General features: G+C 44.6%; 26 protein-coding genes and 1 pseudogene. 18 read left to right on the plus strand and 9 right to left on the minus strand.

Annotation, left to right across the window (positions count from 1 at the left end):
• Positions 1–18 precede the first annotated feature (18 nt).
• The 4 genes from ACRRSX_RS04770 to ACRRSX_RS04785 all read left to right on the plus strand — a co-directional run bounded on the left by ACRRSX_RS04770 (position 19) and on the right by ACRRSX_RS04785 (position 3,898).
• Positions 19–1,053, plus strand: a complete 1,035-nt coding sequence (locus tag ACRRSX_RS04770) for a type IV pilus twitching motility protein PilT (protein WP_432454346.1) — start codon at positions 19–21, stop codon at positions 1,051–1,053.
• Between the two features lie 8 nt (positions 1,054–1,061).
• On the plus strand, positions 1,062–2,180 hold the full coding sequence (locus tag ACRRSX_RS04775; protein ID WP_432454345.1) for a PilT/PilU family type 4a pilus ATPase: 1,119 nt from the start codon (positions 1,062–1,064) through the stop codon (positions 2,178–2,180).
• 14 nt (positions 2,181–2,194) lie between these two features.
• Positions 2,195–2,968, plus strand: a complete 774-nt coding sequence (gene yaaA / locus ACRRSX_RS04780; RefSeq protein WP_432454344.1) for a peroxide stress protein YaaA — start codon at positions 2,195–2,197, stop codon at positions 2,966–2,968.
• 186 nt (positions 2,969–3,154) lie between these two features.
• Positions 3,155–3,898, plus strand: coding sequence for an OmpA family protein (locus ACRRSX_RS04785; RefSeq protein ID WP_432454342.1), 744 nt, complete (start codon positions 3,155–3,157; stop codon positions 3,896–3,898).
• 62 nt (positions 3,899–3,960) lie between these two features.
• Here the strand turns inward: ACRRSX_RS04785 and srmB are convergent, their stop codons facing one another.
• The gene (gene srmB / locus ACRRSX_RS04790; RefSeq protein ID WP_432456097.1) at positions 3,961–5,214 is read right to left on the minus strand and encodes an ATP-dependent RNA helicase SrmB; all 1,254 of its coding nucleotides are present in this window, start codon (positions 5,212–5,214) and stop codon (positions 3,961–3,963) included.
• Between the two features lie 149 nt (positions 5,215–5,363).
• Between srmB and ACRRSX_RS04795 the strand changes: the two genes are divergently transcribed.
• The gene (locus ACRRSX_RS04795; RefSeq protein WP_439022895.1) at positions 5,364–6,038 is read left to right on the plus strand and encodes a tRNA1(Val) (adenine(37)-N6)-methyltransferase; all 675 of its coding nucleotides are present in this window, start codon (positions 5,364–5,366) and stop codon (positions 6,036–6,038) included.
• A 126-nt stretch (positions 6,039–6,164) separates the two neighbouring features.
• Entirely contained in the window at positions 6,165–7,472 is a 1,308-nt protein-coding gene (brnQ, locus tag ACRRSX_RS04800) for a branched-chain amino acid transport system II carrier protein (RefSeq protein WP_432454340.1), read from the plus strand.
• Positions 7,473–8,166: 694 nt separating this feature from the next.
• On the opposite strand, the pseudogene ACRRSX_RS04805 reads toward brnQ, so the two are convergent.
• Positions 8,167–8,304, minus strand: a pseudogene (locus ACRRSX_RS04805) (IS3 family transposase); the annotation flags it as partial.
• A gap of 317 nt (positions 8,305–8,621) precedes the next feature.
• The gene (gene fldB, locus ACRRSX_RS04810) at positions 8,622–9,146 is read right to left on the minus strand and encodes a flavodoxin FldB (RefSeq protein WP_432456096.1); all 525 of its coding nucleotides are present in this window, start codon (positions 9,144–9,146) and stop codon (positions 8,622–8,624) included.
• Positions 9,147–9,250: 104 nt separating this feature from the next.
• Between fldB and xerD the strand changes: the two genes are divergently transcribed.
• The 4 genes from xerD to trxC all read left to right on the plus strand — a co-directional run bounded on the left by xerD (position 9,251) and on the right by trxC (position 13,336).
• Entirely contained in the window at positions 9,251–10,159 is a 909-nt protein-coding gene (xerD, locus tag ACRRSX_RS04815; protein WP_432454339.1) for a site-specific tyrosine recombinase XerD, read from the plus strand.
• A 90-nt stretch (positions 10,160–10,249) separates the two neighbouring features.
• Complete coding sequence (locus ACRRSX_RS04820; RefSeq protein ID WP_432454337.1) at positions 10,250–11,071, plus strand: thioredoxin fold domain-containing protein; 822 nt, start codon at positions 10,250–10,252, stop codon at positions 11,069–11,071.
• Between the two features lie 69 nt (positions 11,072–11,140).
• Positions 11,141–12,862, plus strand: coding sequence for a single-stranded-DNA-specific exonuclease RecJ (gene recJ / locus ACRRSX_RS04825; RefSeq protein ID WP_432454336.1), 1,722 nt, complete (start codon positions 11,141–11,143; stop codon positions 12,860–12,862).
• Between the two features lie 42 nt (positions 12,863–12,904).
• A complete protein-coding gene (gene trxC / locus ACRRSX_RS04830; protein ID WP_432454334.1) occupies positions 12,905–13,336 on the plus strand; it encodes a thioredoxin TrxC in 432 nt (143 codons plus the stop codon).
• Positions 13,337–13,359: 23 nt separating this feature from the next.
• Here the strand turns inward: trxC and ACRRSX_RS04835 are convergent, their stop codons facing one another.
• On the minus strand, positions 13,360–13,602 hold the full coding sequence (locus ACRRSX_RS04835) for a hypothetical protein (RefSeq protein WP_432454333.1): 243 nt from the start codon (positions 13,600–13,602) through the stop codon (positions 13,360–13,362).
• A 170-nt stretch (positions 13,603–13,772) separates the two neighbouring features.
• On the minus strand, positions 13,773–14,162 hold the full coding sequence (locus ACRRSX_RS04840) for a hypothetical protein (RefSeq protein WP_432454332.1): 390 nt from the start codon (positions 14,160–14,162) through the stop codon (positions 13,773–13,775).
• Positions 14,163–15,393: 1,231 nt separating this feature from the next.
• On the opposite strand from ACRRSX_RS04840, the gene ACRRSX_RS04845 reads away from it, so the two are divergent.
• Positions 15,394–17,388, plus strand: a complete 1,995-nt coding sequence (locus ACRRSX_RS04845) for a pectate lyase family protein (RefSeq protein ID WP_432454331.1) — start codon at positions 15,394–15,396, stop codon at positions 17,386–17,388.
• A 138-nt stretch (positions 17,389–17,526) separates the two neighbouring features.
• Here ACRRSX_RS04845 and ACRRSX_RS04850 read toward each other — a convergent pair whose 3' ends face one another.
• Entirely contained in the window at positions 17,527–17,904 is a 378-nt protein-coding gene (locus tag ACRRSX_RS04850) for a DOPA 4,5-dioxygenase family protein (RefSeq protein ID WP_432454330.1), read from the minus strand.
• A gap of 123 nt (positions 17,905–18,027) precedes the next feature.
• On the opposite strand from ACRRSX_RS04850, the gene ACRRSX_RS04855 reads away from it, so the two are divergent.
• Positions 18,028–18,267, plus strand: coding sequence for an alternative ribosome-rescue factor A (locus tag ACRRSX_RS04855; protein ID WP_432454329.1), 240 nt, complete (start codon positions 18,028–18,030; stop codon positions 18,265–18,267).
• On the opposite strand, the gene yjjG is transcribed toward ACRRSX_RS04855, so the two are convergent.
• Complete coding sequence (yjjG, locus tag ACRRSX_RS04860; protein WP_432454328.1) at positions 18,233–18,910, minus strand: pyrimidine 5'-nucleotidase; 678 nt, start codon at positions 18,908–18,910, stop codon at positions 18,233–18,235. The two genes, ACRRSX_RS04855 and yjjG, sit on opposite strands and share 35 nt — an antisense overlap.
• 292 nt (positions 18,911–19,202) lie before the next feature.
• On the opposite strand from yjjG, the gene rpsP reads away from it, so the two are divergent.
• From rpsP to rplS, 4 genes are read left to right on the plus strand one after another with little or no spacing between them, the layout of a single operon-like run.
• Positions 19,203–19,448, plus strand: a complete 246-nt coding sequence (gene rpsP / locus ACRRSX_RS04865) for a 30S ribosomal protein S16 (RefSeq protein WP_432454327.1) — start codon at positions 19,203–19,205, stop codon at positions 19,446–19,448.
• Between the two features lie 25 nt (positions 19,449–19,473).
• Positions 19,474–20,004: a ribosome maturation factor RimM gene (rimM, locus tag ACRRSX_RS04870; RefSeq protein WP_432454325.1), complete on the plus strand. Its 531-nt coding sequence runs from the start codon at positions 19,474–19,476 to the stop codon at positions 20,002–20,004.
• An 8-nt stretch (positions 20,005–20,012) separates the two neighbouring features.
• Positions 20,013–20,786, plus strand: coding sequence for a tRNA (guanosine(37)-N1)-methyltransferase TrmD (trmD, locus tag ACRRSX_RS04875; protein ID WP_432454323.1), 774 nt, complete (start codon positions 20,013–20,015; stop codon positions 20,784–20,786).
• Between the two features lie 27 nt (positions 20,787–20,813).
• Positions 20,814–21,167 carry a 50S ribosomal protein L19 gene (rplS, locus tag ACRRSX_RS04880; protein ID WP_432454322.1) on the plus strand — a complete coding sequence of 118 codons (354 nt, stop codon included), beginning with the start codon at positions 20,814–20,816 and terminating at the stop codon, positions 21,165–21,167.
• Positions 21,168–21,220: 53 nt separating this feature from the next.
• Here rplS and ACRRSX_RS04885 read toward each other — a convergent pair whose 3' ends face one another.
• Positions 21,221–21,541 (minus strand): isoamylase early set domain-containing protein, encoded by a 321-nt coding sequence (locus ACRRSX_RS04885; RefSeq protein ID WP_432454320.1) that lies wholly within the window; start codon positions 21,539–21,541, stop codon positions 21,221–21,223.
• A gap of 99 nt (positions 21,542–21,640) precedes the next feature.
• Positions 21,641–22,309, minus strand: coding sequence for a DNA mismatch repair endonuclease MutH (gene mutH / locus ACRRSX_RS04890; RefSeq protein ID WP_432454318.1), 669 nt, complete (start codon positions 22,307–22,309; stop codon positions 21,641–21,643).
• Between the two features lie 636 nt (positions 22,310–22,945).
• On the opposite strand from mutH, the gene rppH reads away from it, so the two are divergent.
• Both rppH and ptsP read left to right on the plus strand, forming a co-directional pair.
• A complete protein-coding gene (gene rppH, locus ACRRSX_RS04895) occupies positions 22,946–23,485 on the plus strand; it encodes an RNA pyrophosphohydrolase (protein ID WP_432454316.1) in 540 nt (179 codons plus the stop codon).
• A 3-nt stretch (positions 23,486–23,488) separates the two neighbouring features.
• Positions 23,489–25,759 carry a phosphoenolpyruvate--protein phosphotransferase gene (gene ptsP, locus ACRRSX_RS04900; protein ID WP_432454315.1) on the plus strand — a complete coding sequence of 757 codons (2,271 nt, stop codon included), beginning with the start codon at positions 23,489–23,491 and terminating at the stop codon, positions 25,757–25,759.
• The last annotated feature ends 47 nt before the right edge of the window (positions 25,760–25,806 follow it).

The raw sequence follows: 25,806 nt of genomic DNA on the forward strand, positions 1-25,806 counted from the left end.
CATCGGGGAAATGAATAAATGGATGTTACTGAATTACTAGCCTTTAGTGTAAAACATAACGCGTCTGATCTACACCTATCTGCGGAATTACCACCAATGATTCGAGTGGATGGGGAAGTCAGAAAGATTAATTTGCCCGCCTTAGAGCATAAACAGGTACATAGTCTAATTTATGACATCATGAATGATAAGCAGCGTAAAGAATATGAGGAAAACTTGGAAATCGATTTTTCCTTTGAAGTTCCCGGTATTGCGCGCTTCAGGGTGAATGCATTTCAACAGAGTAGAGGCTCGGCGGCGGTATTTCGGACGATTCCCTCCGAGGTGCTGACTTTAGACCAGCTGGCTGCCCCCGCAATTTTTAGACAAATTTCTGAACACCCGCGTGGATTAGTGCTGGTGACTGGCCCCACTGGCTCAGGTAAATCAACCACCTTGGCGGCGATGATTGATTATATTAATGAGCAGCGTCATGAACACATTTTAACCATTGAAGACCCCATTGAATTTGTCCATAAAAATAAAAATTGTTTGATTAACCAACGTGAAGTACATCGAGATACCCATAGTTTCACTAATGCCTTACGTTCAGCCCTACGTGAAGATCCAGACATTATTTTAGTCGGTGAATTAAGGGATTTAGAAACCATTCGCTTAGCGCTGACTGCCGCTGAAACTGGGCATTTGGTGTTTGGTACGCTGCATACCACCTCGGCGGCGAAAACCATTGACCGGGTGATTGATGTCTTCCCTGCAGCAGAAAAAGACATGGTTCGCTCGATGTTATCTGAATCTTTAAGGGCGGTCATTGCGCAAACCCTACTGAAAAAACTTGGCGGTGGGCGAGTGGCTGCCCACGAGATTATGGTTGGTATTCCAGCGATTCGGAACTTGATCCGCGAAGACAAGGTGGCACAGATGTATTCGGTGATCCAAACCGGTATGGCCCATGGAATGCAAACCCTTGATCAAAATTTAAAAGAATTAGTCAATCAAGGTTTGGTGGCTTATAACGATGCGAAAGCGAAAGCGGCTGATCCCAATAACTTTTAGGAGCTTCGATGTTACTTGATCAATTATTGCGAGAGATGTCGGAGCGCAAGGCCTCCGATTTGTATATATCGGTAGGCGTTCCTCCTAGCGCCAAGATTAGTGGGCGTTTACAGCCGCTCAGTGAACAACCAGTGAAGCCTGAACAAGTAATGGCAATGTTGTCCAGCATTCGGAGTGAGTCGCAGCTGCAGGCATTTCTGCAGGAGCTCGAAGCTAACTTTGCAATTGCTCGTCAAGGTTTGGGCCGTTATCGGGTGAGCGCATTTTTCCAGCGTGAACAGCCGAGTATGGTGATCCGCCGGATTGAAACTGAAATCCCCAGTTTCGAACAGCTACAATTGCCTCCAATTCTGAAAGAAGTTGGCTTGTCAAAACGAGGCTTAATCTTATTTGTAGGGGCAACTGGTGCGGGTAAGTCGACCACCCAAGCCAGTATGATTGATTACCGCAACCATCATTCAAGTGGACATATTTTAACCATTGAAGATCCGGTGGAATTTATGCACAAACACGCTGGCTGCATTGTTAATCAGCGTGAAGTGGGGATCGATACCCCTTCTTTTGAAGAGGCCTTGAAGAACTCTTTGCGTCAGGCGCCGGATGTTATTTTAATCGGTGAAATTCGAACCCGTGAAACCATGGAATTTGCGCTGCAATTCTCCGAAACCGGTCATCTGTGTATGGCGACCTTACATGCCAACAACGCCAACCAAGCTCTGGATAGAATCATGCATTTAGTACCAGAAGAGCGGCATCGGCAATTGTGTTTTGATCTTTCTTTTAACCTGCGAGCGATTGTCGCGCAGCAGCTGGTTCCGGTGAAAGACGGGAGTAGCCGCCGTGGCGTATTTGAAATCTTGTTAAATACGCCGCTCGCTGCCGACATTATTCGCAAGGGTGATATGCATAAACTGAAAGACCTCATGAATCGGTCGCGAGAGCAGGGCATGCTGACCTTCGATCAGAGCCTGTTTGATCTCTATGAAAGTGGCGTAATTGGTTACGCCGAAGCGATTGCGCATGCCGATTCGCCAAATGATTTAAGGTTGATGATTAAATTGCAAGGCAGTGATAAATCTAATAACTTAGACAGCGGAATGTTAGACGGTGTGACCGTCGATTATTAGGACAAAGGAGCATTATGTTAGCGGTTATTTCACCAGCTAAAACCTTAGATTTTAGTTCAGCAGTACCTTGCACTAAAGCCACCCGCCCAGCGATGTTAGCGCATAGCGCAAAGTTGATTGAGGTGGCTCGGCAATTGAGTCCTGCGGAGATTGCTAGTCTAATGAAAATTAGTGATAAGTTGGCGGGGTTAAATGCGGCACGCTTTGCAGAGTGGTCCGCTGATTTACCGGAAGACCTCGCTCGGCAGGCAATTTTTGCCTTTAAAGGTGATGTTTATACTGGTTTAGATGCTTATCGTTTAGATGCGTCGCAACTTGATCATGCGCAGCAGCATCTGCGGATCTTATCTGGCCTATATGGTTGCCTCCGCCCCCTCGATCTGATGATGGCCTACCGTTTGGAAATGGGGATTAAGTTGGCGAATGAGCGTGGTAGTAACTTATACCAGTTCTGGGGAGAGCTAATTACTGAACAGTTAAATTTAGCCCTGGAACAGCAAGCAGATAATGTTTTGCTAAACTTAGCCTCCAACGAGTATTTCAAAGCGGTAAAACTTAAATCACTGAATGCTCGAGTGGTGACCCCTGTATTTAAAGATCAGAAAAATGGTCAGTACAAGATCATTAGTTTTTATGCTAAAAAAGCGCGAGGTTTAATGGCCCGTTATCTGCTGGAACAAAAGCCTAATAATCTCGAGCAACTCTGTGCTTTTAATGCTGATGGTTACTATTTTGATGAAGCGAGTTCCGATGCTAACCATTTAACGTTCTTACGTGATCACGCTTAATTTGCTTTAAACTTAGGGCTTATGTATCGCGAGAGTTTCGGCGTTTTTATTGATTCACTTGTTATCTTGGAAAAGCCCTGCCAATATTGAATATAACTGCCATGAAGAGCAGTTTTTGGTAATAGCTAACTTATTTTTGCTCAAGGTTGTCGACAGAGAAGTCGAAAAAGTCCATATGGAGAGAGTATGAAAAATAAGATTGTAGTGGTCATGGCATTGTTGGGTGTTGCAACATTGTCAGGTTGTTCGAATGCACCTAAAGGGGATGCTGGGATTATTTGCCCAGCCATTGGTGGCGGTCTTGGTGCCTTGATTGGTGGTGGTGCTGGCGCTGTCGGTGGCGTTATTACTGGGGCGATGTTCTGCGCCAATCCAGATCAAGATGGTGATGGAGTCATTAATAGTCAAGATGAATGTCCAGATACCCCCGCCGGTACTGTGGTTGATGAACGCGGTTGTGCTGCAGTTGAAGAGGCCGTCGTTGAACAAGCTGTTGTAGAAGAAGCTGTGGTTGTAGAACAAGTAGCGGTGGTCGCGGCTGCTGCAGTGTTGATCCCAGAAGGCTGTGAACAATATGTGATGGTTGATGGCGATAAAGTGATGGGCTTCAAACACGTTCTTTTTGGTTTCAACAAAGATAAGTATAGCCAAGCAGAGCAAGCTAAAGTAGATTGTATCGCCGATACAATTATGGCTAACGATCTGACGATTGATGCCGTGGGTTACACCGACAGTGTCGGTAATGCCGATTACAATATGGCTTTGAGTCAACGCCGAGCAAATAACGTTGCCGATGCATTGCGAGCCTCAGGGGTAAGCGCCAGTACGACTATCGAGAAAGGTAAAGGGGCTGCGGCACCAGTTGCCAGTAATGCAACTGAAGCGGGTCGCGCAGACAATCGCCGAGTTGAAGTTCGGGTTTATCACTAAGTAACAAGCAACGAAGAGACAATGAAAAGCCACGCATTGCGTGGCTTTTTTGTTGTCGTGGGTTACTTGGCTTTTTTGGCTAGTTTTTTTGCGCGCCCTTTAGCGCGTTTTTTCGCCAATTTTTTATCGACAACGGTTTTTGGTTTTTTCTTTTTCGCCGGGGCCGCAGATATTTTATGAGTGGGGCGTAGACCTTCGATCACTCGACGCTTAATCGGCTCTTCGGTGTAGCGTTCGGCCTTGGCTAAGGCGCTCATGTCATGCGCCTCGACTAAGTTGATCGCTATCCCTTTGCGGCCTGCACGCGCAGTACGTCCTATTCGGTGCACATAAACATCTGGGGTGTGTGGCAAGTCGTAGTTAAATACATGACTAATTTCAGGGACATCAAGTCCGCGTGCTGCAACATCGGTGGCAATCAGGAATTTCACTTCGCCATCACGAAAGGCTTGCATTGCTTGATTACGTTTATCTTGTGCCATTTCACCACGTAAATAGGACGCTTTAATATCATCACTTTGTAGGCGCTCGGCTAAGGCGTATAAACGTTCTCGGGTTTTTACAAATACTACGCTACGTTCGATGTCTTCATTTAATAGGTAGTGGCGCAATAGTTGGTATTTGTGTTCAGCATCATCACAGAAATGAACAATCTGTTGGATCTTGGCTCGTTCTCTGCGTGGTGGCTCAACTTCGATCTGCTGAGGATTGCTCATTACTTTTTCAGCAAAACGTAGCAGCCCGGCACCTTCTAAGGTGGCGGAAAATAAAGCGGTTTGGCTACGTTCACTGGTGGCATCGCTGATGGTCTCCATGTCATTAATGAAACCCATGTCTAACATGCGATCAGCTTCATCGAGGATCAAGACTTCAATGGCTTGGCAATCAAATACTTTGTAGGTGATGTATTCCATTAAACGGCCAGGAGTCGCTATCACAATATCAATGTTGCCCTTGAGCTGTTCGGCGTGGACGTCATATTTGACCCCGCCGGTAATATCCATGATGCTTAGTCTGGTATGCGCGGTTGCTTGGCGAGCTTGCTCGGCCACCTGCATTGCGAGTTCTCGGGTCGGAGTTAAAATTAACACACGACCAGGACCTGCTTTACGGCGCGGATAATCCAGCAGATGCTGAATTGCCGGCAGCAAAAATGCCAAGGTTTTGCCGGTGCCAGTGGGGGCACTGGCTAATACATCTCGACCGTCTAGCATCGCTGGGATGGTTTGTTGTTGGATTGTGGTGGCTTTAGTTAAGCCCATATCTTCAACCGCGTGTAAAATTTGTGGGTCGAGGTCGAGGTCTTCAAAGGTCATTGGAAAATCTGCCAGTTTGTGAGGCGCCATCGACTTGAACCAAAAGCGCGGGTCATTTACATTCGCGGCATAGTATAGCGCCAAACTAAGGCAAGCAAGAAGTGATCAATCATAATCAATGTTCGGGTTTCACTTTTAAGCAGTTTCATGTGGCTCATGATCGCTGCGCGATGAAGGTGGGAACCGATGGGATTTTACTCGCGGCATGGCTAACTCTGCCAGCGGAGTGTCGACTGCTCGATGTAGGATGTGGCACTGGCTTAATCAGTTTGATGTTGGCGCAACGTATGCTGGGCAATGTTCAGATTGATGCCATCGACATTGACGCAGATGCTTGCCAGCAGACTCGACAAAATGTTGCCCATAGTCCTTGGCCAGAAGCGATTCAAGTTTTTCATCAGAGTATGCAACAGTTTAGTTGTGCGCAGCCCTATTCGTTAATTGTATCGAACCCGCCTTATTTCCCCGCTGGACAGGTGTTTGAGCATAAACGTCAGCAAGCTCGGCATGATGGCGACTTGAGCGCAGAGCAGTTTTTTAGCGCGCTCCAGTCATTGTCTGATGTGCAAACTCGAGTTGGCTTAATTTTGCCTTGTACCGAGGCACCACGCTGGTTGACTTGTGCGGCAACCAAAGGCTGGTTGGTTGAGCGTAAGGCAATGGTTCGTTCATTGCCGCATAAGGCACCGATCCGAATGTTGTTATTATTGTCGAAACAGGTTCATATTCCGGCTCATAGTGAACAAATTCTTATCTATCAAGAAGATAAAAATTATAGTCCACAATATGTATCGCTTTGTAGAGATTTCTACCTAAACATGTAGAGTTTTTGGTTATTGCTAGAGATCAAAGTTCACCAATTCAGCTTGATTCACTGCTTTTATGTTTTATTTGCGTAATATATACTCCGCGGTTAATTGAGGATGCGGTGATTAACACGGGGGATACACATGTCCAAAGCACTTGGCTCATGGAACACGATGAGTTTAGGCTTAATGCTTTTTGCTTTCTTTTTAGGGGCCGGAAACTTAATTTTTCCGCCGATGGCCGGCATGTTAGCGGGAGATAATTTGCTGTTATCGATGTTGGGCTTCTTAGTGACAGCTGTAGGGCTTCCCTTGTTAGGTTTGTTAGCGATAGCCAAGGCAGGTGGTGGAATTGTGCAGTTGGGTCGCTACTTGCCAAGTCAAATTGCTAATTTAATCGCGCTCTCGATTTATTTAGTCTTGGTTCCCATGTTCGGGATCCCCCGTACCTGTTTGGTTGCCTATGAACTTGGTTTTGTCCCCCTGGTTGAAAATGCTAGCCAGCTAACGCTGATGGCTTATTCTTTGTTTTATTTTATTGCTGCATTATTTTTTATTTTGCGTCGTGGCGGGTTAATTGACTCGGTTGGTAAAGTGATTACTCCGCTGTTGGTTATTTGTATTGCAGTGATTGGCGTTACGTTATTTAGCCACCCTTTTGCCGAGATAGCGCCAGCCCAGCAGGGCTTTGCCGAAATGCCATTTGGTCAAGGTTTTATCGATGGTTATAACACCATGGATGCGCTTGCCGCTTTGATGTTTGGGGTATTGATGGTCGATGCCTTAAATAACAAAGGTGTGACTGATCAACGTCAGCAATTTGGCTATTTGGTGAAAGCCAGCTTGATTGCTGCTTTAGGACTCTCTCTGTTTTATGTGGTGTTGTTTTACTTAGGGGCTACCGCGACGGGGGTGGCGCTGGGTGCGAACAACGGCGGTGAAATTATTGTTGCCTACGTGAAAGTATTATTTGGTCCTCAAGGCCAATGGTTGTTGGCTGCCGTGGTGAGTCTTGCATGTTTTACTACGGCTATTGGTGGGGTGTCTTCTTTCGCGACTTACCTGAGTGATAATACCAAGATCTCTTATAAATATATTGCAATTATGAGTGTGGCTTGTTGTGCCTTGGTCGCCAATATTGGACTCAATCAGTTATTGCTGGTATCGATCCCCATCTTGATTGGGATCTATCCGGTGGCGGTTGCTTTAATTGCTTTCAACATGCTGGTGACTTGGTTTAAGCGTCCCAAAATGACGGCGCGATTGATGGTTGGGGTCGCGGCATTGTTTGGGCTTCTCGACGCCATTAAAGCGACAGGGGTGAATATGGACGCATTTAATATTCTACCTGGATTTAGCCAAGGATTTGCATGGCTACTGCCTACGCTCGCAGCTGTGATTGTGAGCCTGTTGGTCGGGCCTCAAAAGGAACGGCTTGCGGAAACGGCCTAATACAGCTGTTTGGTGTAACAGGCCACTATGATTGTGGCCGATACCCGAAGTTTGGTTGTAATTTTAAGCGTTCGTCATGCTTTGTGCTTGTGTGGCAACCATGCAAGCCGCTGCAATGCATGTTACTCAAACGATATTAAAATAGTTGCTTAGCGGTCTACCAAAGTACGGAGATAGTCTTGGAAATTGACTTTGCTTTGTCAGTATCTATAAGGTTTGGGTGAGTTTAGTCAGAAACATATCCTAAAATTCGAAGAACAATCATTTGCCCTATTTATCAGAGATAACTCGAGTGAGTGATTGCTGGTTTAACGGGTGTTATTTTGTCACCTCAATTCAAATCAGGTTTCTTTAGTTGTCTGCTCTTTGAGAAATCACCGCATCGTTAGTCTGCTATTGGCTCAAGTTGAGAGCGAAGCTAAGCGCAGCGATATTCCAAATGTTATCGTCGATACTTATACATTCTAGGCCCCACATTTTACGAGTCATTTGGGTTTGTAGACATAGGGCGCTATACCGATTATTTAGTGAAAGGTGTAGACAAAATTTTTACCAAAGGCGCTTAGAAAACAACTAACGAATCAGCCGATGTTCCTTTCTTTAGTCAATCTGTAATATGCTTTTTACGGGCCAAAGCTTGCGACTGTTATCAAGGTGAATCGCCCCGACAAATTCGCAGGCAGGTTTATTTGAGTTATGCTGCCCGAGTATCGGGCAACTGTCGATAGTAGTTTTCTTCGTATTCTGCTGGCGGTATATCACCAATCGAACTCAGCAGCCGTCTGTTGTTGAACCCGTCAACCCAGTCCTGTGTAGCCAGTTCAACCTGCTCCAAAAAAACCGGGTACTGGTTTATTGAACATAATGGAAAAATCGTAGGAGGAGCTTCACCGCTGCCTGCTGAACCAGATGTATGTGAATTGTAAAAACTGTATTTTTTAGCACCAATAGAGGACATGATTTCACTAAGTGAAGGACGGTTCGTACAGCTCTTTAAACAAACCAAAGCGCTCGCTTATCCACCATTAATTTAATGGCTGGCCCTCAGTATATTGTTGATCGGGCCAAGTAAATCACAAGTGGCAGCAGCCTCATAAGTTTTGCTTAGCCCTACATGACGGTGCTCGATGTGAGTGCAGTAAGGTCTGGTTAAGCAATGCCTAATTGTTGCAGTTCTTGGCTTAATTGCTGGCACCAGCTGGCAATGCGCTGGTCGCTGAGATCATATTGATTTTCGTCATCTAAAGCTAAACCATAGAAAAACTCTCCATCTTCTGTGAGCGCTTTAGAGACCTCGAACTCATAGCCTTGGTTTGGCCAAAAGCCGATAAAATTCGCGCCAGAAGGGGCGAGTTGTTCAAACAACATGCCCATGGCATCTAAAAACCATTCGCAGTAACCCACTTGATCACCTAAGCCAAACAGAGCGATGGTTTTATTTTTCAGGTCGAGTGTTTCAAGATTGTCCCAGACGGCTTCCCAATCTTCCTGTAATTCGCCATAATCCCAAGTAGAAATACCCAGAATAAGTACCGAATAATCGCTCATTTTCTGAATATCACAGTCTTTCACATTAAATAGATCTACTTGGTCTTCGCCAAATTCAGCTTGAATTTTTTCGGCGGCCATTTCGGTATAACAAGTAGATGAGCCATAAAAGAGGCCAATACGCATGGGTAAACGTCCTTTCGCGTTGGTTTGCAGCGCGGGCAGTGTAGCAAAAGCTTTCAGCAACACCAATATACTCATTTGCAGATTAGTAATCACAGTGAAGCAATATGCCAAGTAAAAATATTCCTGATAGTTCGATGGTTTATCTAGACCGATTTATTGAGCAGTTATGGTTTGAATATAATTTAGCTGATAATACGCTGCTTTCTTATCGTAACGACCTCCAGCAACTGGCGTTATTTTTGACCAAGCAAGGCCTGTTTCTAGAGCGAGCCTCGGCTTTAGATTTACAAGCATTTATTAGTGCACGGTATGAGCAAGGGCAAAAAGCTAGCTCTGCGGCTCGGCAATTATCAACCTTGCGCCGTTTTTATCGTTTTTTGTTACAGCAGCAGCTACGCGAGGATGATCCCACCGCACTATTGGTACAGCCAAAGTTGGCTAAGCATCTGCCAGGAACACTCAGTGAGGCCGAGGTGGACCTTTTGTTGGCTCAGCCACAGCTTGATGATCCGATCCAGCATCGAGATTTAGCCATGCTGGAAGTGTTGTATGCCACCGGTTTACGAGTGACTGAATTGGTTGGCCTGCAAATGGAGCAAGTAAGCTTGCGCCAAGGTTTGGTGAGAGTCGTTGGCAAAGGCGGTAAGGAGCGTTTGGTTCCCTTAGGTGAGCAAGCGGTGGACTGTTTAGAAGGCTATCTACGTCAATCACGGCCCTTATTACTTAAAACTGAGAGTGATGTATTGTTCCCTAGTGCGCGAGGCTGTCAGATGACGCGGCAAACCTTTTGGCACCGGATTAAACGTTACGCAGGCTTAGCTGGCATATCCGAGGGTTTATCGCCACATACCCTGCGTCATGCCTTTGCCACTCACTTGCTGAACCATGGTGCAGACCTAAGGGTGGTTCAAATGTTGTTAGGGCACAGTGACCTATCCACCACGCAAATTTATACGCATGTGGCTAACGAGCGTTTACGTTCGGTCTATGATCAGCATCACCCGCGAGCGTGAGCAACAAGTTTGCATTTATTCAATAGAGACGGTAAGTTTTGCAGAGTTTACTCGGTCTGCTACTACAAGTTCTAATTCGGAGAAGATCTAATGAAGTTATCAAAGGCCCTGGTATTGTCGCTAAGCTTACTTGGTTTGAGTGTTAGTCAAGCTTGGAGCAATAGCAGTACTGAAATAAGTGGTGGCGAGCAAAGCAAAGCGCCTAGTCGTGTATCGGCTCAGTTAGATTTGACTAAAATCCAGCAACTGATCGCTGCTCGTCTTGGGGTTAATATTGACTCTATTGCCGAAACTCCCTTGGCGGGAATTTACGAAGTCGTCAGTAGTCAGGGGATTTTTTATGTGAGTCAAGATGGTAACTACTTGTTGCAAGGCAGCTTGTTTGATTTGGTGAATCGAGTCAATTTAACTGACCAAAGTATGTCTGCGGTACGACTTAAGCAGTTAGCCAATTTTGAAGATGATATGATCACCTTTAAGGCTAAAGATGAAAAATATGTGATTACCGTATTCACTGATACCAGCTGTGGTTATTGTCGTAAGTTGCATAGTGAGTTATACACTTATCAAGAGAAAAATCCCGATACCAATAAGATTGAGCAGTTACCGGGTTATACCGATTTAGGCATTACGGTACGTTACTTAGCCTTCCCGCGGGGTGGTTTACAGTCACCTGCTTACCATACGATGCAAAATGTATGGTGTGCCGATGACAAAGCTGCAGCCTTAAGCTCGGCTAAACAAGGGGGGGCGATTGCGCAGGTTTCCTGTAAGGAAGATGTGATTGAGCAATATCACTTAGGTGAGGCTTTTGGTGTTCGTGGGACACCAGCGATGGTATTGCAAGATGGCAGAATGCTACCTGGTTATCGTCCGCCAGCAGCCCTGCTGGAATTATTACAACGTAGCTAAGTATTGTAGGCTCCTTAGGAGCCTTTTTTATGAGTCCTATTTTGCCCCCTATGTAGAGTACAAAATTACGTGTTATTACGTCGTCGAGAGCAGCTAGATAGCCAGGCTTTACCAGCCGAATGGCCTGAATTACTGAAGCAGATTTATTTACGTCGTGGGGTGCGCAGCGCCGCCGATGTGGAGCGCCGAGCTCAGGCATTGTTACCGTTTAAGGGCTTAAACGGTATGAATGAGGCGGTCAAGCTATTGATTGATCACTTAGCCAATGGCCGTAAAATTTTGGTGGTGGGTGATTTTGATGCCGATGGAGCCACTAGTACTGCCTTACTTATGGCTGGCTTACCGTTGTTTGGCTTTCAATCACTGGATTTCATTGTGCCTAATCGCTTTGAATATGGCTATGGTTTAAGCCCTGAAATCGTCGAGCTTGCGGCGGCTAAAGGTGCGCAGCTGATCATTACCGTAGACAACGGTATTTCAAGTATCGCGGGGGTGGATAAGGCGCAAGCTTTGGGGATCCCGGTCTTAATCACCGATCATCATCTACCTGGCGAACATTTGCCAAAGGCTGCGGCCATTGTGAATCCCAATTTGTCGGCGTGCGCCTTTCCCAGTAAGAACTTAGCGGGTGTTGGGGTGGCATTTTATTTGTTGATGGCTTTACGCAGTAAGATGCGTGAACTTGATTTATTTACTCAACAAGCGATCGCAGAACCTAATATTGCGAATTTACTCGATTTGGTTGCCTTGGGCACGGTGGCGGATGTGGTGCCGCTAGACAGCAATAATCGCATTTTGGTGCATCAAGGTTTACAGCGGATCCGTGCCGGAGTGTGTCGGCCTGGGATCCAAGCCTTAATTGAAGTCTCGGGGCGTAACAAGAGCAACATGGTGGCTAGCGATCTCGGTTTTGCGATTGGTCCGCGTTTAAATGCAGTGGGCCGCTTAGACGACATGAGTTTGGGGATTCATTGTTTGTTGAGTGATGATATTCACCATGCTCGGCAATTAGCGAGTGAAATGGATAGTCTTAATAGTGAGCGTAAAGACATTGAACAAAGTATGCAGCAAGAGGCACAAGTGATTGTTAATCAACTGCGTTTAGATAGTGAGAGCTTACCTAAGGCGCTGTGTTTATATCAGGCTGACTGGCATCAAGGAGTGGTTGGTTTAGTCGCATCACGAATTAAAGAGCAGTATTACCGTCCGGTATTTGCTTTTGCCGACGGTGACAAGGGCGAAGTAAAAGGCTCGGGGCGCTCAGTCGCAGGGGTTCATTTACGTGACTTATTGGAGCGAATTGACACTCAGAATCCGGGCTTGATTAGTAAATTTGGCGGCCATGCAATGGCGGCTGGTTTATCTTTACCTCAGACTCGCTTGGCCGAATTTAAAGCTTGCTTGGAGCAAACCTCTAGCGATTTTGTTGATGAGGATTGTTTAACCCATACTCTATGGAGTGATGGTGAATTGCCAGCTGAATATCAGGTATTGTCGTTTGCCGAGATGCTTCGCGAAGCTGGGCCTTGGGGACAAGGTTTCCCAGAACCGCTATTTGATGGCCATTTCGAACTATGTAGCCAGCGGGTTGTAGGGGAAAAGCACTTGAAGATGAGTGTGAAATTACCTGGAATGTCACAGGAAATTGATGCGATAGCTTTTAATGTGGATCGTAGTGTGTGGCCAAATGCTGCGTTGAAGCAGGTGCAATTAATTTATAAACTGGATGTAAATGAATTTCGTGGGCGACGTAGTTTGCAGTTGCTGGTCGAGCATTTACAAGCGCTATAGGCTCTGTTTAGAAAGCCTTGAAATGAAAGAAAGAGGAAAACCATGAGTGCAGCGTTAATAGTTATTTGTCCCAGCTGTCAAGCGGGTAATCGTGTTCCTCAAGCACGTATGTCCGAGCAAGCGAAGTGTGGTAAATGTTCTCAGGACTTATTTGCGGGGAAAGCCATTGAGGTCGATGAAGCCGCTTTGGCTCGTCATTTAAAGGGAGACTTACCGGTGCTTGTCGACTTTTGGGCGCCTTGGTGTGGCCCATGTAAGAGTATGGCTCCGGCCTATCAGCAAGCGGCTCAGCAGTTTGCGCATCGAGCTCAGTTTTTGAAAGTGAACACTGAAATATTGCCAGTCTTGGCGCAGCGTTATCAGATCCGCTCTATCCCGACCTTAATTTGTTTTAAAGGTGGTAAATTACTGGCTCAGCAAGCCGGGGCTTTGCCCGCGCAAGCGCTGTCACAATGGATAGAACAGCAGTTGTAAATAGCCAAGCCTGATGATCCCTGTCATAACTTAGTGTGGGGGTTCCGCTTCGGTTTGTCTTTCATTAACATGAGGGTGAGTAGGATCTTACTGGGCACCATTAGTAATAAGCCTGCACCGATGATCCCGGCGATAATTTGTACCCCTTGAACGCCCCTGTCAACACTGATGCTGGTAAACATAGCCAGCGCGACGCCTAACAGTACTAGCGTTAAGCCAAGCCCAATACTGATGTACAATAGCCACTTCCAGTTTGTTTCACTCATCACTTTGTCCTTTTCATCATCAGCTGATTTTATTATTCAGACATAGCTCGCGATTAACCTTGCGTTGGCGCAGTTTATTGGAGATTTTTTGTTACCAGCCTGTTTTATTATTTTGGCTTGGTATTGGTATCGTTAGCGATTCAGTTTGTATTGGCGCTTCTTATTGAGGCTCAGTGGCGTTTTGTCATACTTCCTTTAGCGACGAGGGTGTCGAGAATAGCGATGTCACCTTGCCATTGGAGTTTGCCGCTGACTCGCCAGAGAGAACCGATGGCTGGTGGCTGGGGGAGGTTTGCCAAGATTTGTAATTCAAGAGCGGAACCATCGGTGGTGATGGCCTTCAAGTTGTAGTGGCTGGGGGATGTTTTCCGACTCGCTAGTAGGCGAATATTGCCACGACTCAGCCCTTGAAAAGTCTGGCTCAGGGCCTGTTCTAAGCGGGGGAGCTGAGAGGTTTGAAACGGGCTATCAGGTGACCAGGTGTAGTAACAAAATACACCAATAAATAAGACCATCACCAAAGGTAAGCGTTTATCGATATGTCGGGGATCTTTAGACATTTTGGGGTCCTCGTTGTGATGCTCAAGGTGCAGGCTTAGACTCGCAGCTGATTAACTGAAAGGCTAGCGCCCGTTGGTGATTTAAGCTACTTCTCTCTGCGAGGTTAACTTACCCACTAGTGATCCGTTTTGTTCAAAACTTTACGAGCAGTGGACTAGTTTATAGCATGTTTAGGCTATAAATTATCCAGTTAAGTGGCCTGATATGGGCATCTCATTAAGCTTAATTGTCACTTTGCTGGGATGCTTCTCGATTGCTGGTTAACGAGTTATTACTTCCTAAATGCTAGGTGTGTACATTTAAATTTTATATGCTTATCTAAAAAACCATCTACGGCATTTTGTCACCAATTAATCATCTGCTTTGGGGGGAGCGATTCAGCTATTCATTCTAATCTAAGGGCTTCTTCTGCTATGTTGAAATTTTATGGGCGTTATTTATTTTCTGAAAGAGAACTGCGTCTGCCTTTACTAAAGACTAAGCTATTTATCTGATTTGATAGACTAAATTTAATTTATCCTTGTTTTATTTTTTGTTTTTGATTTTGATCTTTACGTTTTTTGTTTGTTATTTAAAGTCTTGTGACTTTTATTTTGCCTTCTAAATTTAAACGTTTTTCAGATGAGTTTAAAAGTGGCCCCTAAAAAACCGATGATTAAATTCAAGGTCAATCATTGATTGCGAATCTTCTTGATGAATTAAGTGGCTCATATATTTCATTATATATCAGTGTGTTGGGGGTTTTGTTGTGGTTGTATTAATTGGGGGGGGGGGATTGTTTTTTATTATGTGATGTAAATCATTTAGACCTTTTTCTCTTAATGATTAATTTATAGTCACCTGTTTTATCCTTGAGTTACTCGTTACTTTTTGTTTAGGAATGTTTTATAAAATCATTAGTGTGAAATAGCTCAACATTCCCAAATTACCCTGTTGATTTCCTACTCACTTTATACAACTATTGATTATCGAAATAACGGTTTGTTTTTTTAGATCCGCTATTTTGTTTTGTATTTTTTTTGTGGGTGATAGGTTTTTAGTTCTTGTGGGAGGTTGTATTTAATCCTAAATATATAAGTTTTAAATTGTTTTTTATGTATTTTTATAATGGCTTTAAATCTGTTGGGTGTGTTCATTAAAATAAGATCATAAGAAATGATATTATCAAGTTGTAGCATGATGTATATGCAGATTTGTCATTCCTTTACATGAATTTGAATAGGATTTGAGATGATAATGCAAGCGAAGAAATATTCTTTATTTACATTGAAGGCGACAGCGATTGCTGTGTCTTTGTATACAGCGGGGGCTTTAGCCAACGGCGGTTTTGCTACTCAAAATGGTGGAACGACTGGGGGACAAGGTGGTGCGGTTGTTTATGCCAGTACCGGTACCCAAATTCACGAAGCCTTATGTAATCGAGCCTCTAGTGATACGCCTATTATTATTAGAGTTGAGGGCACTATTAATCACGGTAATACCAGTCAAGTATCTGGCGATAGTTGTAATACAGCAGCAGATAAAATTGAACTAAAAGAAGTCAGTAATATTAGTATTATTGGGGTCGGTAGTGGCGCTTTATTTGATGAGCTCGGTATTCATCTACGAGCGGCATCAAACATTATTATTCAAAATGTTCACGTTCGGAATGTTAAAAAATCAGGCTCACCAACCTCTAATGGTGGGGATGCCATTGGTATGGAGAGTAATGTATATAACGTCTGGGTGGATCACGTCACATTAGAGGCCAGCGGCGGAGAAAGTGACGGCTATGATGCCTTATTTGATATGAAAGCCACCACCAAGTATGTCACGCTATCTTACAGTATATTACGCAATTCTGGACGGGGTGGTTTGGTTGGCTCTAGCGATAGTGATGACACCAATGGTCCAGTGACCTTTCATCACAACTATTACCAAAATATTAACTCTCGCACTCCCTTGCTTAGACACGCAACGGCTCACTCTTACAACAATTACTATGATGGTTTAATCTCTTCGGGAATGAATCCTCGAATTGGCGGCCAAATTCGTGCTGAAAATAACTATGTGAAAGATTCTAGCGATCCTTTAGGGACTTTCTATACCAATGATATGGGTTATTGGCAGGTGAGTGGCAATATATGGGACAACGTGAGTTGGTCGTCTGACGATGATAAGTCACACCCCGCTGGACCGAACCCTGTTTCAACCACTTCTATTAGTATTCCGTATAGTTACTTGATGGATGACGCAAGTTGTGTTCCTGCCTTGGTGTTAGCGGCTGCCGGGGCAAATAAAGGCCTGGCTGTGTCTGACGGGAGCTGTTCACCGACGGATCCGACTGACCCAACCGATCCAACTGACCCAACCGATCCGACCGATCCTACGGTTCCTGGTGATGGCGAGAATCTTGCTTTAAACGCTGCCGCAGATGGTAGTTCTAAAGCCAGTGGTACCAGTTACGGTAATGTGATTGATGGTGACACCGCTACCTATTGGGCCCCTTCTGGCTCAACCGGTACCATTAACGTTAAAAATCTAAATACCACTATCAACGCCGTAAGAATTGTTCCATCTTCAGGCACCGAGGGGCGGATTAGTTCTTGGGCATTAGTGAACTATGACACGGGTGAAACTTTGGCAAATGGCGGTACGGTGCCAGATGTAATTACTTTCTCTGACGTCAGCTTGAACAAGCTGAGCTTTGTGATTCAGGCTGCGAGCGCAAGCCCGCAAATCGCCGAGTTTGAAGTTTATAATGGCTATACCAGTGGGGGTTCCGATGGCGGAAGCTCGGTGGTGAATGGTACCGTGAATGGCACCTACAAAATTTCACCATTGCATAGTGCGAAAGCGCTTGATGTTGCCAACTGTGGTAGCAGTAATGGAACGAATGTGCAGCAATTTAGTTGGTTAGCTAACGATTGCCAGAAGTTTGTTATCTCTAACGTGGATGGTATTTGGCATCGTATTTCGCCAGTGAATGCTTCAACGAAAGGGGTAGAAGTGGCTTCTTCTTCAACCAGTGCAGCAGCCAATGTACAACTCTATGATTACTGGGGTGGTGCGAATCAACAGTTCCGCTTCCAAGCTGCAGGTTCAGGTAAATGGAGAATCATTAACCGAAATAGTGAGTTGTGTTTAGATGTGGCGTCTAAGTCAGCGGCTGATGGTGCTAATATCATCCAATATACTTGTAAGGCGGGTGCTGAAAATCAGATGTTTGTTTTAGAGCGTCAGTAATTCTTTAACTTGAGTTTTAGCTTGTGCTTAAAAGCCGCTCTGTGAAATAACAGAGCGGCTTTTTTTGATGTCGCAAATCGACATGGGCGAAACCATCGCGTTTCGGTAACTCCGCGTGTCAGTCAAGGTTTGGCTTGCTTAACTGTCGTCATCTTCACCATCGCTACCTTTTTTAAACATCGATAAATTTAAAGATTGGGGAGTTCCTAGCCAATAGGCGTACTCGGTATGATCGCGTAAGTTATTACCGGTTTGGGCATGCACCAAAATGTTTAAGTCTTGGCGTTGTGCTTCTAACCAAGGAATGAGCTGTTCAAAATGTTGTTCTGAGAAACTAAGCTGGCAACTCCAATGTGGGTGAGGGCCAACTAAGGTTTGATGCACTCTCCCCATTTTAATCGCGCATTTTTGCGCGGCCTGTTGGCATAGCTGTGTCGCAAATTCGAGGCTCGTAGCATCGAAATACACGTGGGCGTGATAGTGTTTATGGACATTTTGGGGAAAGTAGGGATTCAAGTTGAGCGATCCTTCGGTGATGAATGACATGATTACATTGTTGTACTAATTGATGAGACTTGCTATATAATTGCTCACTTCGTCGCCAAGGGCGGTGTTGTAACACTAACTAATGAGGTGAACATGAGTCACAAAAACAAACGGGCTAAGCAGCTTGCCCATGCGCATGGCCGAGGCCAGATCAATGATAATGCGCTTAAAGCTTTAGTCACCAGTCCACTGTTTAAAAGCAAAGTGGAGCGGCCTAAAAAGGGTAAAGGTTCATATAACAGAAAGGGGCATCAGCTGAAGGGCGATGCTCCTTTTAACATTTTGACTTGCAACTTACTTAAGCAGTCATCAGTAGGTGTTGCAGTTCTTTAAGTGAATTCACTTCGTGCTTAGGCGCAATCCCTTCAGGTTTAGCATGACCATGTCGGTTCAACCAACAAGTATCAATACCTGCGTTAATCCCGCCTTGAATATCCGAGTGCAGATTGTCCCCCACCATTAAAATAGAGTCTTTTGCAGGATGCTTCATGTGCTTAAAGGCATGATTAAAAATATCAACATGCGGTTTAGCGATACCGACTTGTTCGGAAATAACCAGTGGGAAAAAATAGCTTTTTAAACCAGTGCGTTCTAAACGGATCGTTTGTAAGGCGGTGAACCCGTTGGTGATGATCCCCATTTTGACTTTGCCCGATAAAGCATCTAGAAGTTCTTTGGCTCCCGGTAATAAGCTGCAAATGTCGGCCATGGCATTTAAAAAGGCACTATTTAGTTGTTGTGGATGAAGTCCTAACTTGGCCGCCCATTGGCTAAAGCGCTGCTGCTGGAGTTCGCGAGCGGATATTTTTCCGGCCTGATAGTCGACCCAAAGCGGTAAATTAACGGTTTGATAGTGTTGATAGTCTTGCTCATTAAAGTTAACCCCATAGCGTGAGAACATCAGTCTGAGCCCCGCAAAGGCATCAAAGTTGAATAGCGTTTCATCAGCGTCAAATAGGATCCATTGGTATTTCATTCTCTGCGCACCTTACAACTTAACAGGCGACTTATGCTGGGCTAAGTGACTCATATTGTCAAAAATGTTTTACAGAACAAGGCGATTCAGTTGATGGCTGAGGGGCTTCGACTTCACCAGAAAATCTGCGATTCTTAACGAAGCCTTTAAACCTGCATCCATTGCTGATTTAACTCCGTTTAAGCTGGCCTTATAACTTGCAATTAACCCAAAAAGGAGTACAATTCCGCGGCTTCAATTAGCGGGACTCCCATTTAGGGACCTTAAATTTTTTAACTAGTATGAGGACGATATGGTTACCATTCGTTTGCAACGTGGCGGCGCAAAAAAGCGTCCATTCTATCAAGTAGTTGTTACTGATAGCCGTAATTCACGTGACGGTCGTTTCATTGAAAAATTAGGTTTTTTCAATCCGATTGCTCGTGGTCAAGAAGAGCGTATTCGCTTAGAACAAGACCGCATTGATCACTGGGTTGGCCAAGGCGCTGCGGTTTCTAACCGTGTAGCTAAGCTAATCAAAGATTCAAAAGCAGCATAATTCAGTCTTTTTTAGTGGAGTTAAGATGAGCAATAAAGAACAGCCCATCGTGATAGGTCGCTTAGGTGCCGTTTACGGTATTAAAGGGTGGCTTAAAGTTAACTCGTTCACTGAAGATGCGGAAGCTGTTTTTAACTATCAACCTTGGTTGATAGGTCGTTCTGGTGACTATACTTCGATTGAAGTGACAGAATGGCGGCGACACAGTAAATCTTTCATCGTGAAGCTTGCGGGCTTTGATGTGAGAGAACAAGCTCAGAGTTTAACCGGGATGGATATTGCGGCTTCGCCGGAGGTTCTACCGGAGCTATCTGATGATGAATATTACTGGCGTGACCTGATGGACATGAAAGTGGTGAATCGCAGTGGCTATGACTTAGGACATGTGACCGATTTAATGGAAACAGGTTCGAATGATGTCTTGGTTGTGAAAGCCAATTTAAAAGATGCCTTTGGCAAAAAGGAACGGTTAATCCCGTTCGTAGAGTCTCAGATAATTGATAACATCGATCGCGAGTCTCAAACTATTACTGTTGATTGGGATCCTAGTTTTTAGGTTCCTTTATGGCTGAGCAGACACCACAGTTGTGGGTGGGAATAGTGAGTCTATTTCCGGAAATGTTTCATGCTATAAGCGAGTACGGTGTGACTGGGCGTGCGGTAAAACGTGGCTTAGTTAAGATTGAGTGTTGGAATCCGCGTGATTTCACTCATGATCGTCATCGTACGGTGGACGACCGGCCTTACGGCGGTGGCCCTGGTATGTTAATGATGGTACAGCCCTTACGGGATGCGATTCATGCTGCTAAACAGGCTGCTGGTGATGGGGTTAAGGTGATCTATATGTCACCGCAAGGGCGTACCTTGAAGCAAGATGGAGTAATGGAGTTAGCTCAACAGCAAAAGCTGATTATAGTTGCGGGTCGCTATGAAGGCATTGATGAACGCTTAATTCAAGCCGAAGTTGATGAAGAATGGTCGATTGGTGATTATGTGTTAAGTGGTGGTGAGCTGCCAGCAATGAATATGATAGACGCCGTCTCGCGGTTAATTCCGGGAGTTTTGGGGGATAAAGCTTCAGCTGAGCAGGATTCATTCTCTGATGGATTGTTGGATTGTCCACATTATACTCGTCCAGAAGTTTTGGATGGGCAGGCGGTACCTCCGGTACTGCTCAGTGGAAACCATAAAAAAATTGAAGAGTGGCGCTACAAACAAGCACTTGGGCGAACCTATTTGAGGCGACCGGAGTTATTGGAGAATCTAGCTCTGACTGACAAGCAAGAAAAGATTCTTGCTGAGTTCATCCAAGAGCAAACGCCCTTGGATAATAAATAAAGATTCAGTTAATTCTAGGAAATAGTAATGAGCAATATTATTAAACAGCTCGAAGAAGAGCAATTGAAGCAAGACGTACCTGCGTTCGCTCCTGGTGACACAGTAGTTGTACAGGTAAAGGTAAAAGAAGGTAATCGTGAGCGTCTACAGGCGTTTGAAGGCGTAGTAATTGCTAAGCGTAACCGTGGTTTACACTCAGCATTTACGGTTCGTAAAATTTCAAACGGTGAAGGCGTTGAGCGTGCATTCCAAACTCATAGCCCGCTAGTTGAGAGTATTACTGTTAAGCGTCGTGGTGACGTTCGTCGTGCTAAACTTTACTACTTACGTGAACTTTCTGGTAAGAAAGCCCGTATTAAAGAAAAGTTGGCGACGAAGTAAGTCTACTTCTTCGAGAAAAAAGCCCGCGTATGCGGGCTTTTTTGTGCGCGAGTCTAGGCGATTTCTAAGACTGAGTTGTCACCACCAACACCACTGTTCTGATAGCTATCTGCGAGCCAATCGTTGTCATAGGTTTCGGTCCCATCAGCTAAGCACAGTTTATATTTAAACTGATAGCTTGCTTGTTGGTCCGTGGGAACATTGACCACGACTTTAAATTTGCCATTTTTGAGTTTGGTTAGCTCTATCGGCTGCCACTCATTAAATTCGGCAATTAAATAGATCTGCGCGGCGTCTTGGGTGGCTTCCTTTTCAATTTCAAAGGTGACCTTTACTTCAGGTTTGGACTTTAGATATTGCTTTTTTAAGGGCATGCTATTCTCCTCCGAGAGATAAAATAAATCCGTATACATTGTGACCAATAGTGATTCTTTCAAAAAAGTGAGAGCTTGGTCAATAGTAGATTGGTTTTTTTAAAGTTGAAAGTATTGTCGAAGGATCTCTTGAGTAAACACAGTTTTAAGGTAATAACCTCGAGGAAGTACTTGAATTAGGCTGCCATTGGGTCCTATGGCGGCAGTTCTTGCCTTGTTATTTGCGGCCTTAGGACGTAATTGTAGTACCTGTCCTTGGCGTGCCGTTATTTGTTCAATTTGGCCGAAGCTAATCATCTCCATTTGCTCTTCCCAATCAGCTTGGAGTTGCTGGTTTTGCTCTGCTGAAGGGCTCCACAAAATTGGGTTTGCGACAATCCGTTGCGGGATAGGGATGCTTCGTTCTGCCAATATGGGGATCCACAATACTCGCGAAAGCTTATTGTAGACATTGCTATGATGCCAAGTCAGCCCTGCCACATTAGTGAGCGGCGTAATACATACATAAGTACTTTCCAGAGGTTTACCTTGTGCATCAATTGGGATCGTTTTTAATTCGATGCCTAGTTCGGGAAAGTCTTGAATCGGCTTGCTGCCAGCGCTTGCCCCTAGGCACCATTCAATCAGTTGACCCCCCCAGCCTTTTTGACGTTTAAAGTTAGCGGGAATGCTAAAGCCTTCACGTAATGCTAATTCACCAAGACTCAGTCCGGCTAAGGATTGGGCGCGAGCGTAGAGTTCGGCTTCACTATTTGGTTTGCTGATCATGGCTTCGTTAACTGTGGGTAAAAGGCTATTGTATAGAAGCTGCGCAGTAAATGCAGCCGCTTATCCAATAGCCATAACTATAGTGTAACTTATTGATTATTAGCGGCTTTATTTTTTCTCTTTGAATCGCTTGGTGGATAGTTAAACGTTATTCATAGCTAATTTAGACTTACAAACAACCTTATCCACATTATCTATGGATAACTATTGTTAATTGTTATTAACTAGTATTTTATACACAGAAAGTCTCTATTTAACTCAGGATGTCTATAATTAAGGCGATCTGATGAGAATAAACACGTTTTATGGAGATGTGTTGGTTTTTTAAACAATTAAAGTTATGAACAGTGCGAATCTAGATAAACTTGAAAAATCATTTCCCATTTTAAATTAAGTTTTTGATTTTTAATGTTATTTTGTATTTTATGTATATTGTTTTTTAGATTTTTATTGTTTGAATATGTTAGTTTTGGGCTTTATCCCAAGTTATACACAGTTTTTCTCACAGATAAATCGAATAACTTTGCTTAAGCGGGTGTTATTACAATTTTGTTCCTTTGTGATAAGCGTATTTGCCGAGCTTGACGATCTGTGAAAGAATCACTTATCTATAGTTTTTAGCTGAAGGTTGTTTCAGTGATTGATGGGGATGGTTATCGCCCCAACGTCGGCATCGTTATTTGTAATCAGCGTGGTCAGGTATTGTGGGCACGTAGATATGGTCAACATTCATGGCAGTTTCCCCAAGGTGGCGTTGATGAAGGGGAATCGGCTGAACAAGCGATGTATCGTGAGTTGCATGAAGAAGTAGGCTTGCTGCCGCAAGATGTAAAAATTTTGGCAACAACCAAACATTGGCTGCGTTATAAATTACCGAAGCGCTTAATTCGTTGGGATAGTCCGCCAGTTTGTATCGGACAAAAACAAAAGTGGTTTTTACTGCGTCTAGTGGGTCAAGAATCTAGTATTAAATTTGATTGTTGTGGACACCCAGAGTTCGATGATTGGCGCTGGGTGAGTTTTTGGTATCCGGTTCGGCAAGTCGTATCATTTAAACGAGAAGTATATCGTCGTGCTCTCAAAGAGTTTGTGATTTCGGCAATGCCTTATCACCGTACAGATAAGGTACCAAATAAAGATAAACGGCGACGTTTTAAGAAACGTAAAGGAGCTTAAGAAGTGTTAGCAGAGTTACGTGCCATTGTTGAACAGGTAAGCAATGCCGATACTCTCGACAGTGCTTTGGCTATTTTAGTTACGAAGATCCGTTATACGATGCAAACCGATTGTTGTTCGGTATATGTCATGGATCATCAACAAAAACGCTTAGTTCTGCGAGCGACAGAAGGCCTAGCCGCCAGCGCTATTGGTAAGGCGGCAATGCCCCTTGGCGAAGGCGTGGTTGGTCAGGTGGCCTTACGCGAAGAGCCGATCAACTTGGCCGATGCTCGGCTTAATCCGCATTTTAAATATCTTCCTGAAACTGCGGAAGAAGGGTTCTTTTCTTTCTTAGGTACGCCGATTACCCATCAGCGTAAGGTACTGGGCGTATTGGTCGTCCAGCAATCAGAGGCGCGAAGCTTTGATCAGAGTGAAGAGTCATTCTTGGTGACTTTGGCGACTCATTTAGCGGGAGTCCTCGCGAATTCTGATCTACACGCGGTGCTTAATGCGCCCTCCAAGAAAAAGAAATGGGCCGAGGCGATTAAGGCTGGTTCCAGTTCGAGTGGTATTGCGATTGCTAAAGCTTGGTTAAACCGTTCAACCGGGGCGCTTGAACAGCAACGGATTGAGCAGTGTGAAGATGTTGATATTGAGTTACAACGTTTTAATGGTGCCTTAGATATTGCTCGGGATGAGTTTCATAGTCTGGCGATTAAATTGTCTGAGCAGTTACCAAAAGACGTCGCGTCAATTTTTGATTTTTATCAACAGATGTTAGCTGACGCTAGCTTGGCCGGAGATATTCGTGCAAAAATAACTCAAGGTTATTATGTCGAATCAGCTTTGCGTTTGGTCGTTGAACACTATGTTAATTTATTTGCCGAGATGAACGACCCCTATTTGAAGGAGCGGGCAATTGACGTTAAAGACGTTGGTTTACGTTTATTACACGCTTTGCAAATGGGACCTAGTGCTGGCTTGTTACCCTCGGAACCCGTGATTGTGGTTGCTGAAGAGGTGACCGCGACAATGTTTGCTCAGGTGCCTCGGCATTTACTCGCTGGCGTCGTGTCGCAACGCGGTGCGGCGAATTCTCATGCTGCTATTCTGGCTCGAGCCTTGGGGGTGCCAGCCTTAATGGGCTTGAGTTTCGATGTGAATAAGTTGCAAGACTGTGAATTATTGCTAGATGGTTATTCGGCGGAGTTATTTGTAGAGCCAGACCAACTCTTAAAAGACGAGTACAATAAGCTTCTTGCCCAAGAAGATCAGCTTAATAGTCTGGTTCAGCAGAAATTGGATAAACCAGCAGTCACTCAAGATGGCTTAGCCATTGAGTTATTAATTAACGCAGGTTTGAGTGCTGACAGCGATATTGCAATTAATGCGGGTGCCGATGGCGTCGGTTTATATCGCACAGAAGTGCCATTTTTGATGCAAGATCGTTTTCCTTCTGAAGAAGAGCAATTTGTTCGTTATCGCGATATCTTAAGCAGTTATCAAGGTAAGAATGTTTGTATGCGTACCCTCGATGTGGGGGGCGATAAACAGTTACCTTATTTCCCTATTGTTGAAGAAAACCCATTTTTGGGATGGCGTGGTATCCGACTGACGTTAGATCACCCTGAAATTTTCTTGGTGCAAGCGAGAGCGATGTTTCGAGCTGCCATCGAATGCGGTAATTTGTCGATCATGTTACCCATGATTAGTAGTTTGAACGAAGTCGATGAGTCTTCTCGTTTGCTGGAACAAGCCTGGGCAGAAGTGGTTGAAGAACTTAGTTTAGAGGAACCGCCAGAACCGCCGAAATATGGGGTGATGTTGGAAGTCCCTTCGGTGTTGTTTTTGTTGCCAGAGTTAGCGCAGCGCGTTGATTTTTGGTCGGTGGGCAGCAATGACCTAACCCAGTATTTATTAGCGGTGGATCGTAATAATACCCGAGTCGCTGAATTGTTTGATACCTTTCATCCGGCGGTCGTGAGAGCGCTGAAGCACATAATTGAACAAGCCAATTTGTATGATGTTCCAGTGAGTTTTTGTGGTGAACTGGCAGGGGACCCTGTGGGCGCTTTATTGGTGCTGGTTCTGGGGTATAGTCGTTTAAGTATGAGTAGTTTTAATCTGGCTAAAATTAAATACATTGTTCGTCATGTGAAGCAGGCCGATTTTGCTCAGTTACAAGAAAAGGTATTGGCGAGTCAAACGGGGTCGGCAATTTACCAGATACTTTATGACTACTTAGATAAGCAACAGTTATCGCAGTTTGTTCGTGTAAGTAAACATTAATGGATAAGCTTGCTTGATACGCTTGTTTCATCTTGTGATTCACTGCA

This window comes from Agarivorans sp. QJM3NY_30 (assembly GCF_050870855.2).
In the GTDB taxonomy this organism is placed as follows: domain Bacteria; phylum Pseudomonadota; class Gammaproteobacteria; order Enterobacterales; family Celerinatantimonadaceae; genus Agarivorans.

Coding starts and splice junctions, on each gene's coding strand:
- ACRRSX_RS04770 (WP_432454346.1), top strand. CDS start 19: ATGGATGTTACTGAATTACTAGCCTTTAGTGTAAAACATAACGCGTCT.
- ACRRSX_RS04775 (WP_432454345.1), top strand. CDS start 1,062: ATGTTACTTGATCAATTATTGCGAGAGATGTCGGAGCGCAAGGCCTCC.
- yaaA (WP_432454344.1), top strand. CDS start 2,195: ATGTTAGCGGTTATTTCACCAGCTAAAACCTTAGATTTTAGTTCAGCA.
- ACRRSX_RS04785 (WP_432454342.1), top strand. CDS start 3,155: ATGAAAAATAAGATTGTAGTGGTCATGGCATTGTTGGGTGTTGCAACA.
- srmB (WP_432456097.1), bottom strand. CDS start 5,214: ATGACCTTTGAAGACCTCGACCTCGACCCACAAATTTTACACGCGGTT.
- brnQ (WP_432454340.1), top strand. CDS start 6,165: ATGTCCAAAGCACTTGGCTCATGGAACACGATGAGTTTAGGCTTAATG.
- fldB (WP_432456096.1), bottom strand. CDS start 9,146: ATGCGTATTGGCCTCTTTTATGGCTCATCTACTTGTTATACCGAAATG.
- xerD (WP_432454339.1), top strand. CDS start 9,251: ATGCCAAGTAAAAATATTCCTGATAGTTCGATGGTTTATCTAGACCGA.
- ACRRSX_RS04820 (WP_432454337.1), top strand. CDS start 10,250: ATGAAGTTATCAAAGGCCCTGGTATTGTCGCTAAGCTTACTTGGTTTG.
- trxC (WP_432454334.1), top strand. CDS start 12,905: ATGAGTGCAGCGTTAATAGTTATTTGTCCCAGCTGTCAAGCGGGTAAT.
- ACRRSX_RS04835 (WP_432454333.1), bottom strand. CDS start 13,602: ATGAGTGAAACAAACTGGAAGTGGCTATTGTACATCAGTATTGGGCTT.
- ACRRSX_RS04840 (WP_432454332.1), bottom strand. CDS start 14,162: ATGTCTAAAGATCCCCGACATATCGATAAACGCTTACCTTTGGTGATG.
- ACRRSX_RS04845 (WP_432454331.1), top strand. CDS start 15,394: ATGATAATGCAAGCGAAGAAATATTCTTTATTTACATTGAAGGCGACA.
- ACRRSX_RS04855 (WP_432454329.1), top strand. CDS start 18,028: ATGAGTCACAAAAACAAACGGGCTAAGCAGCTTGCCCATGCGCATGGC.
- yjjG (WP_432454328.1), bottom strand. CDS start 18,910: ATGAAATACCAATGGATCCTATTTGACGCTGATGAAACGCTATTCAAC.
- rpsP (WP_432454327.1), top strand. CDS start 19,203: ATGGTTACCATTCGTTTGCAACGTGGCGGCGCAAAAAAGCGTCCATTC.
- rimM (WP_432454325.1), top strand. CDS start 19,474: ATGAGCAATAAAGAACAGCCCATCGTGATAGGTCGCTTAGGTGCCGTT.
- trmD (WP_432454323.1), top strand. CDS start 20,013: ATGGCTGAGCAGACACCACAGTTGTGGGTGGGAATAGTGAGTCTATTT.
- rplS (WP_432454322.1), top strand. CDS start 20,814: ATGAGCAATATTATTAAACAGCTCGAAGAAGAGCAATTGAAGCAAGAC.
- ACRRSX_RS04885 (WP_432454320.1), bottom strand. CDS start 21,541: ATGCCCTTAAAAAAGCAATATCTAAAGTCCAAACCTGAAGTAAAGGTC.
- mutH (WP_432454318.1), bottom strand. CDS start 22,309: ATGATCAGCAAACCAAATAGTGAAGCCGAACTCTACGCTCGCGCCCAA.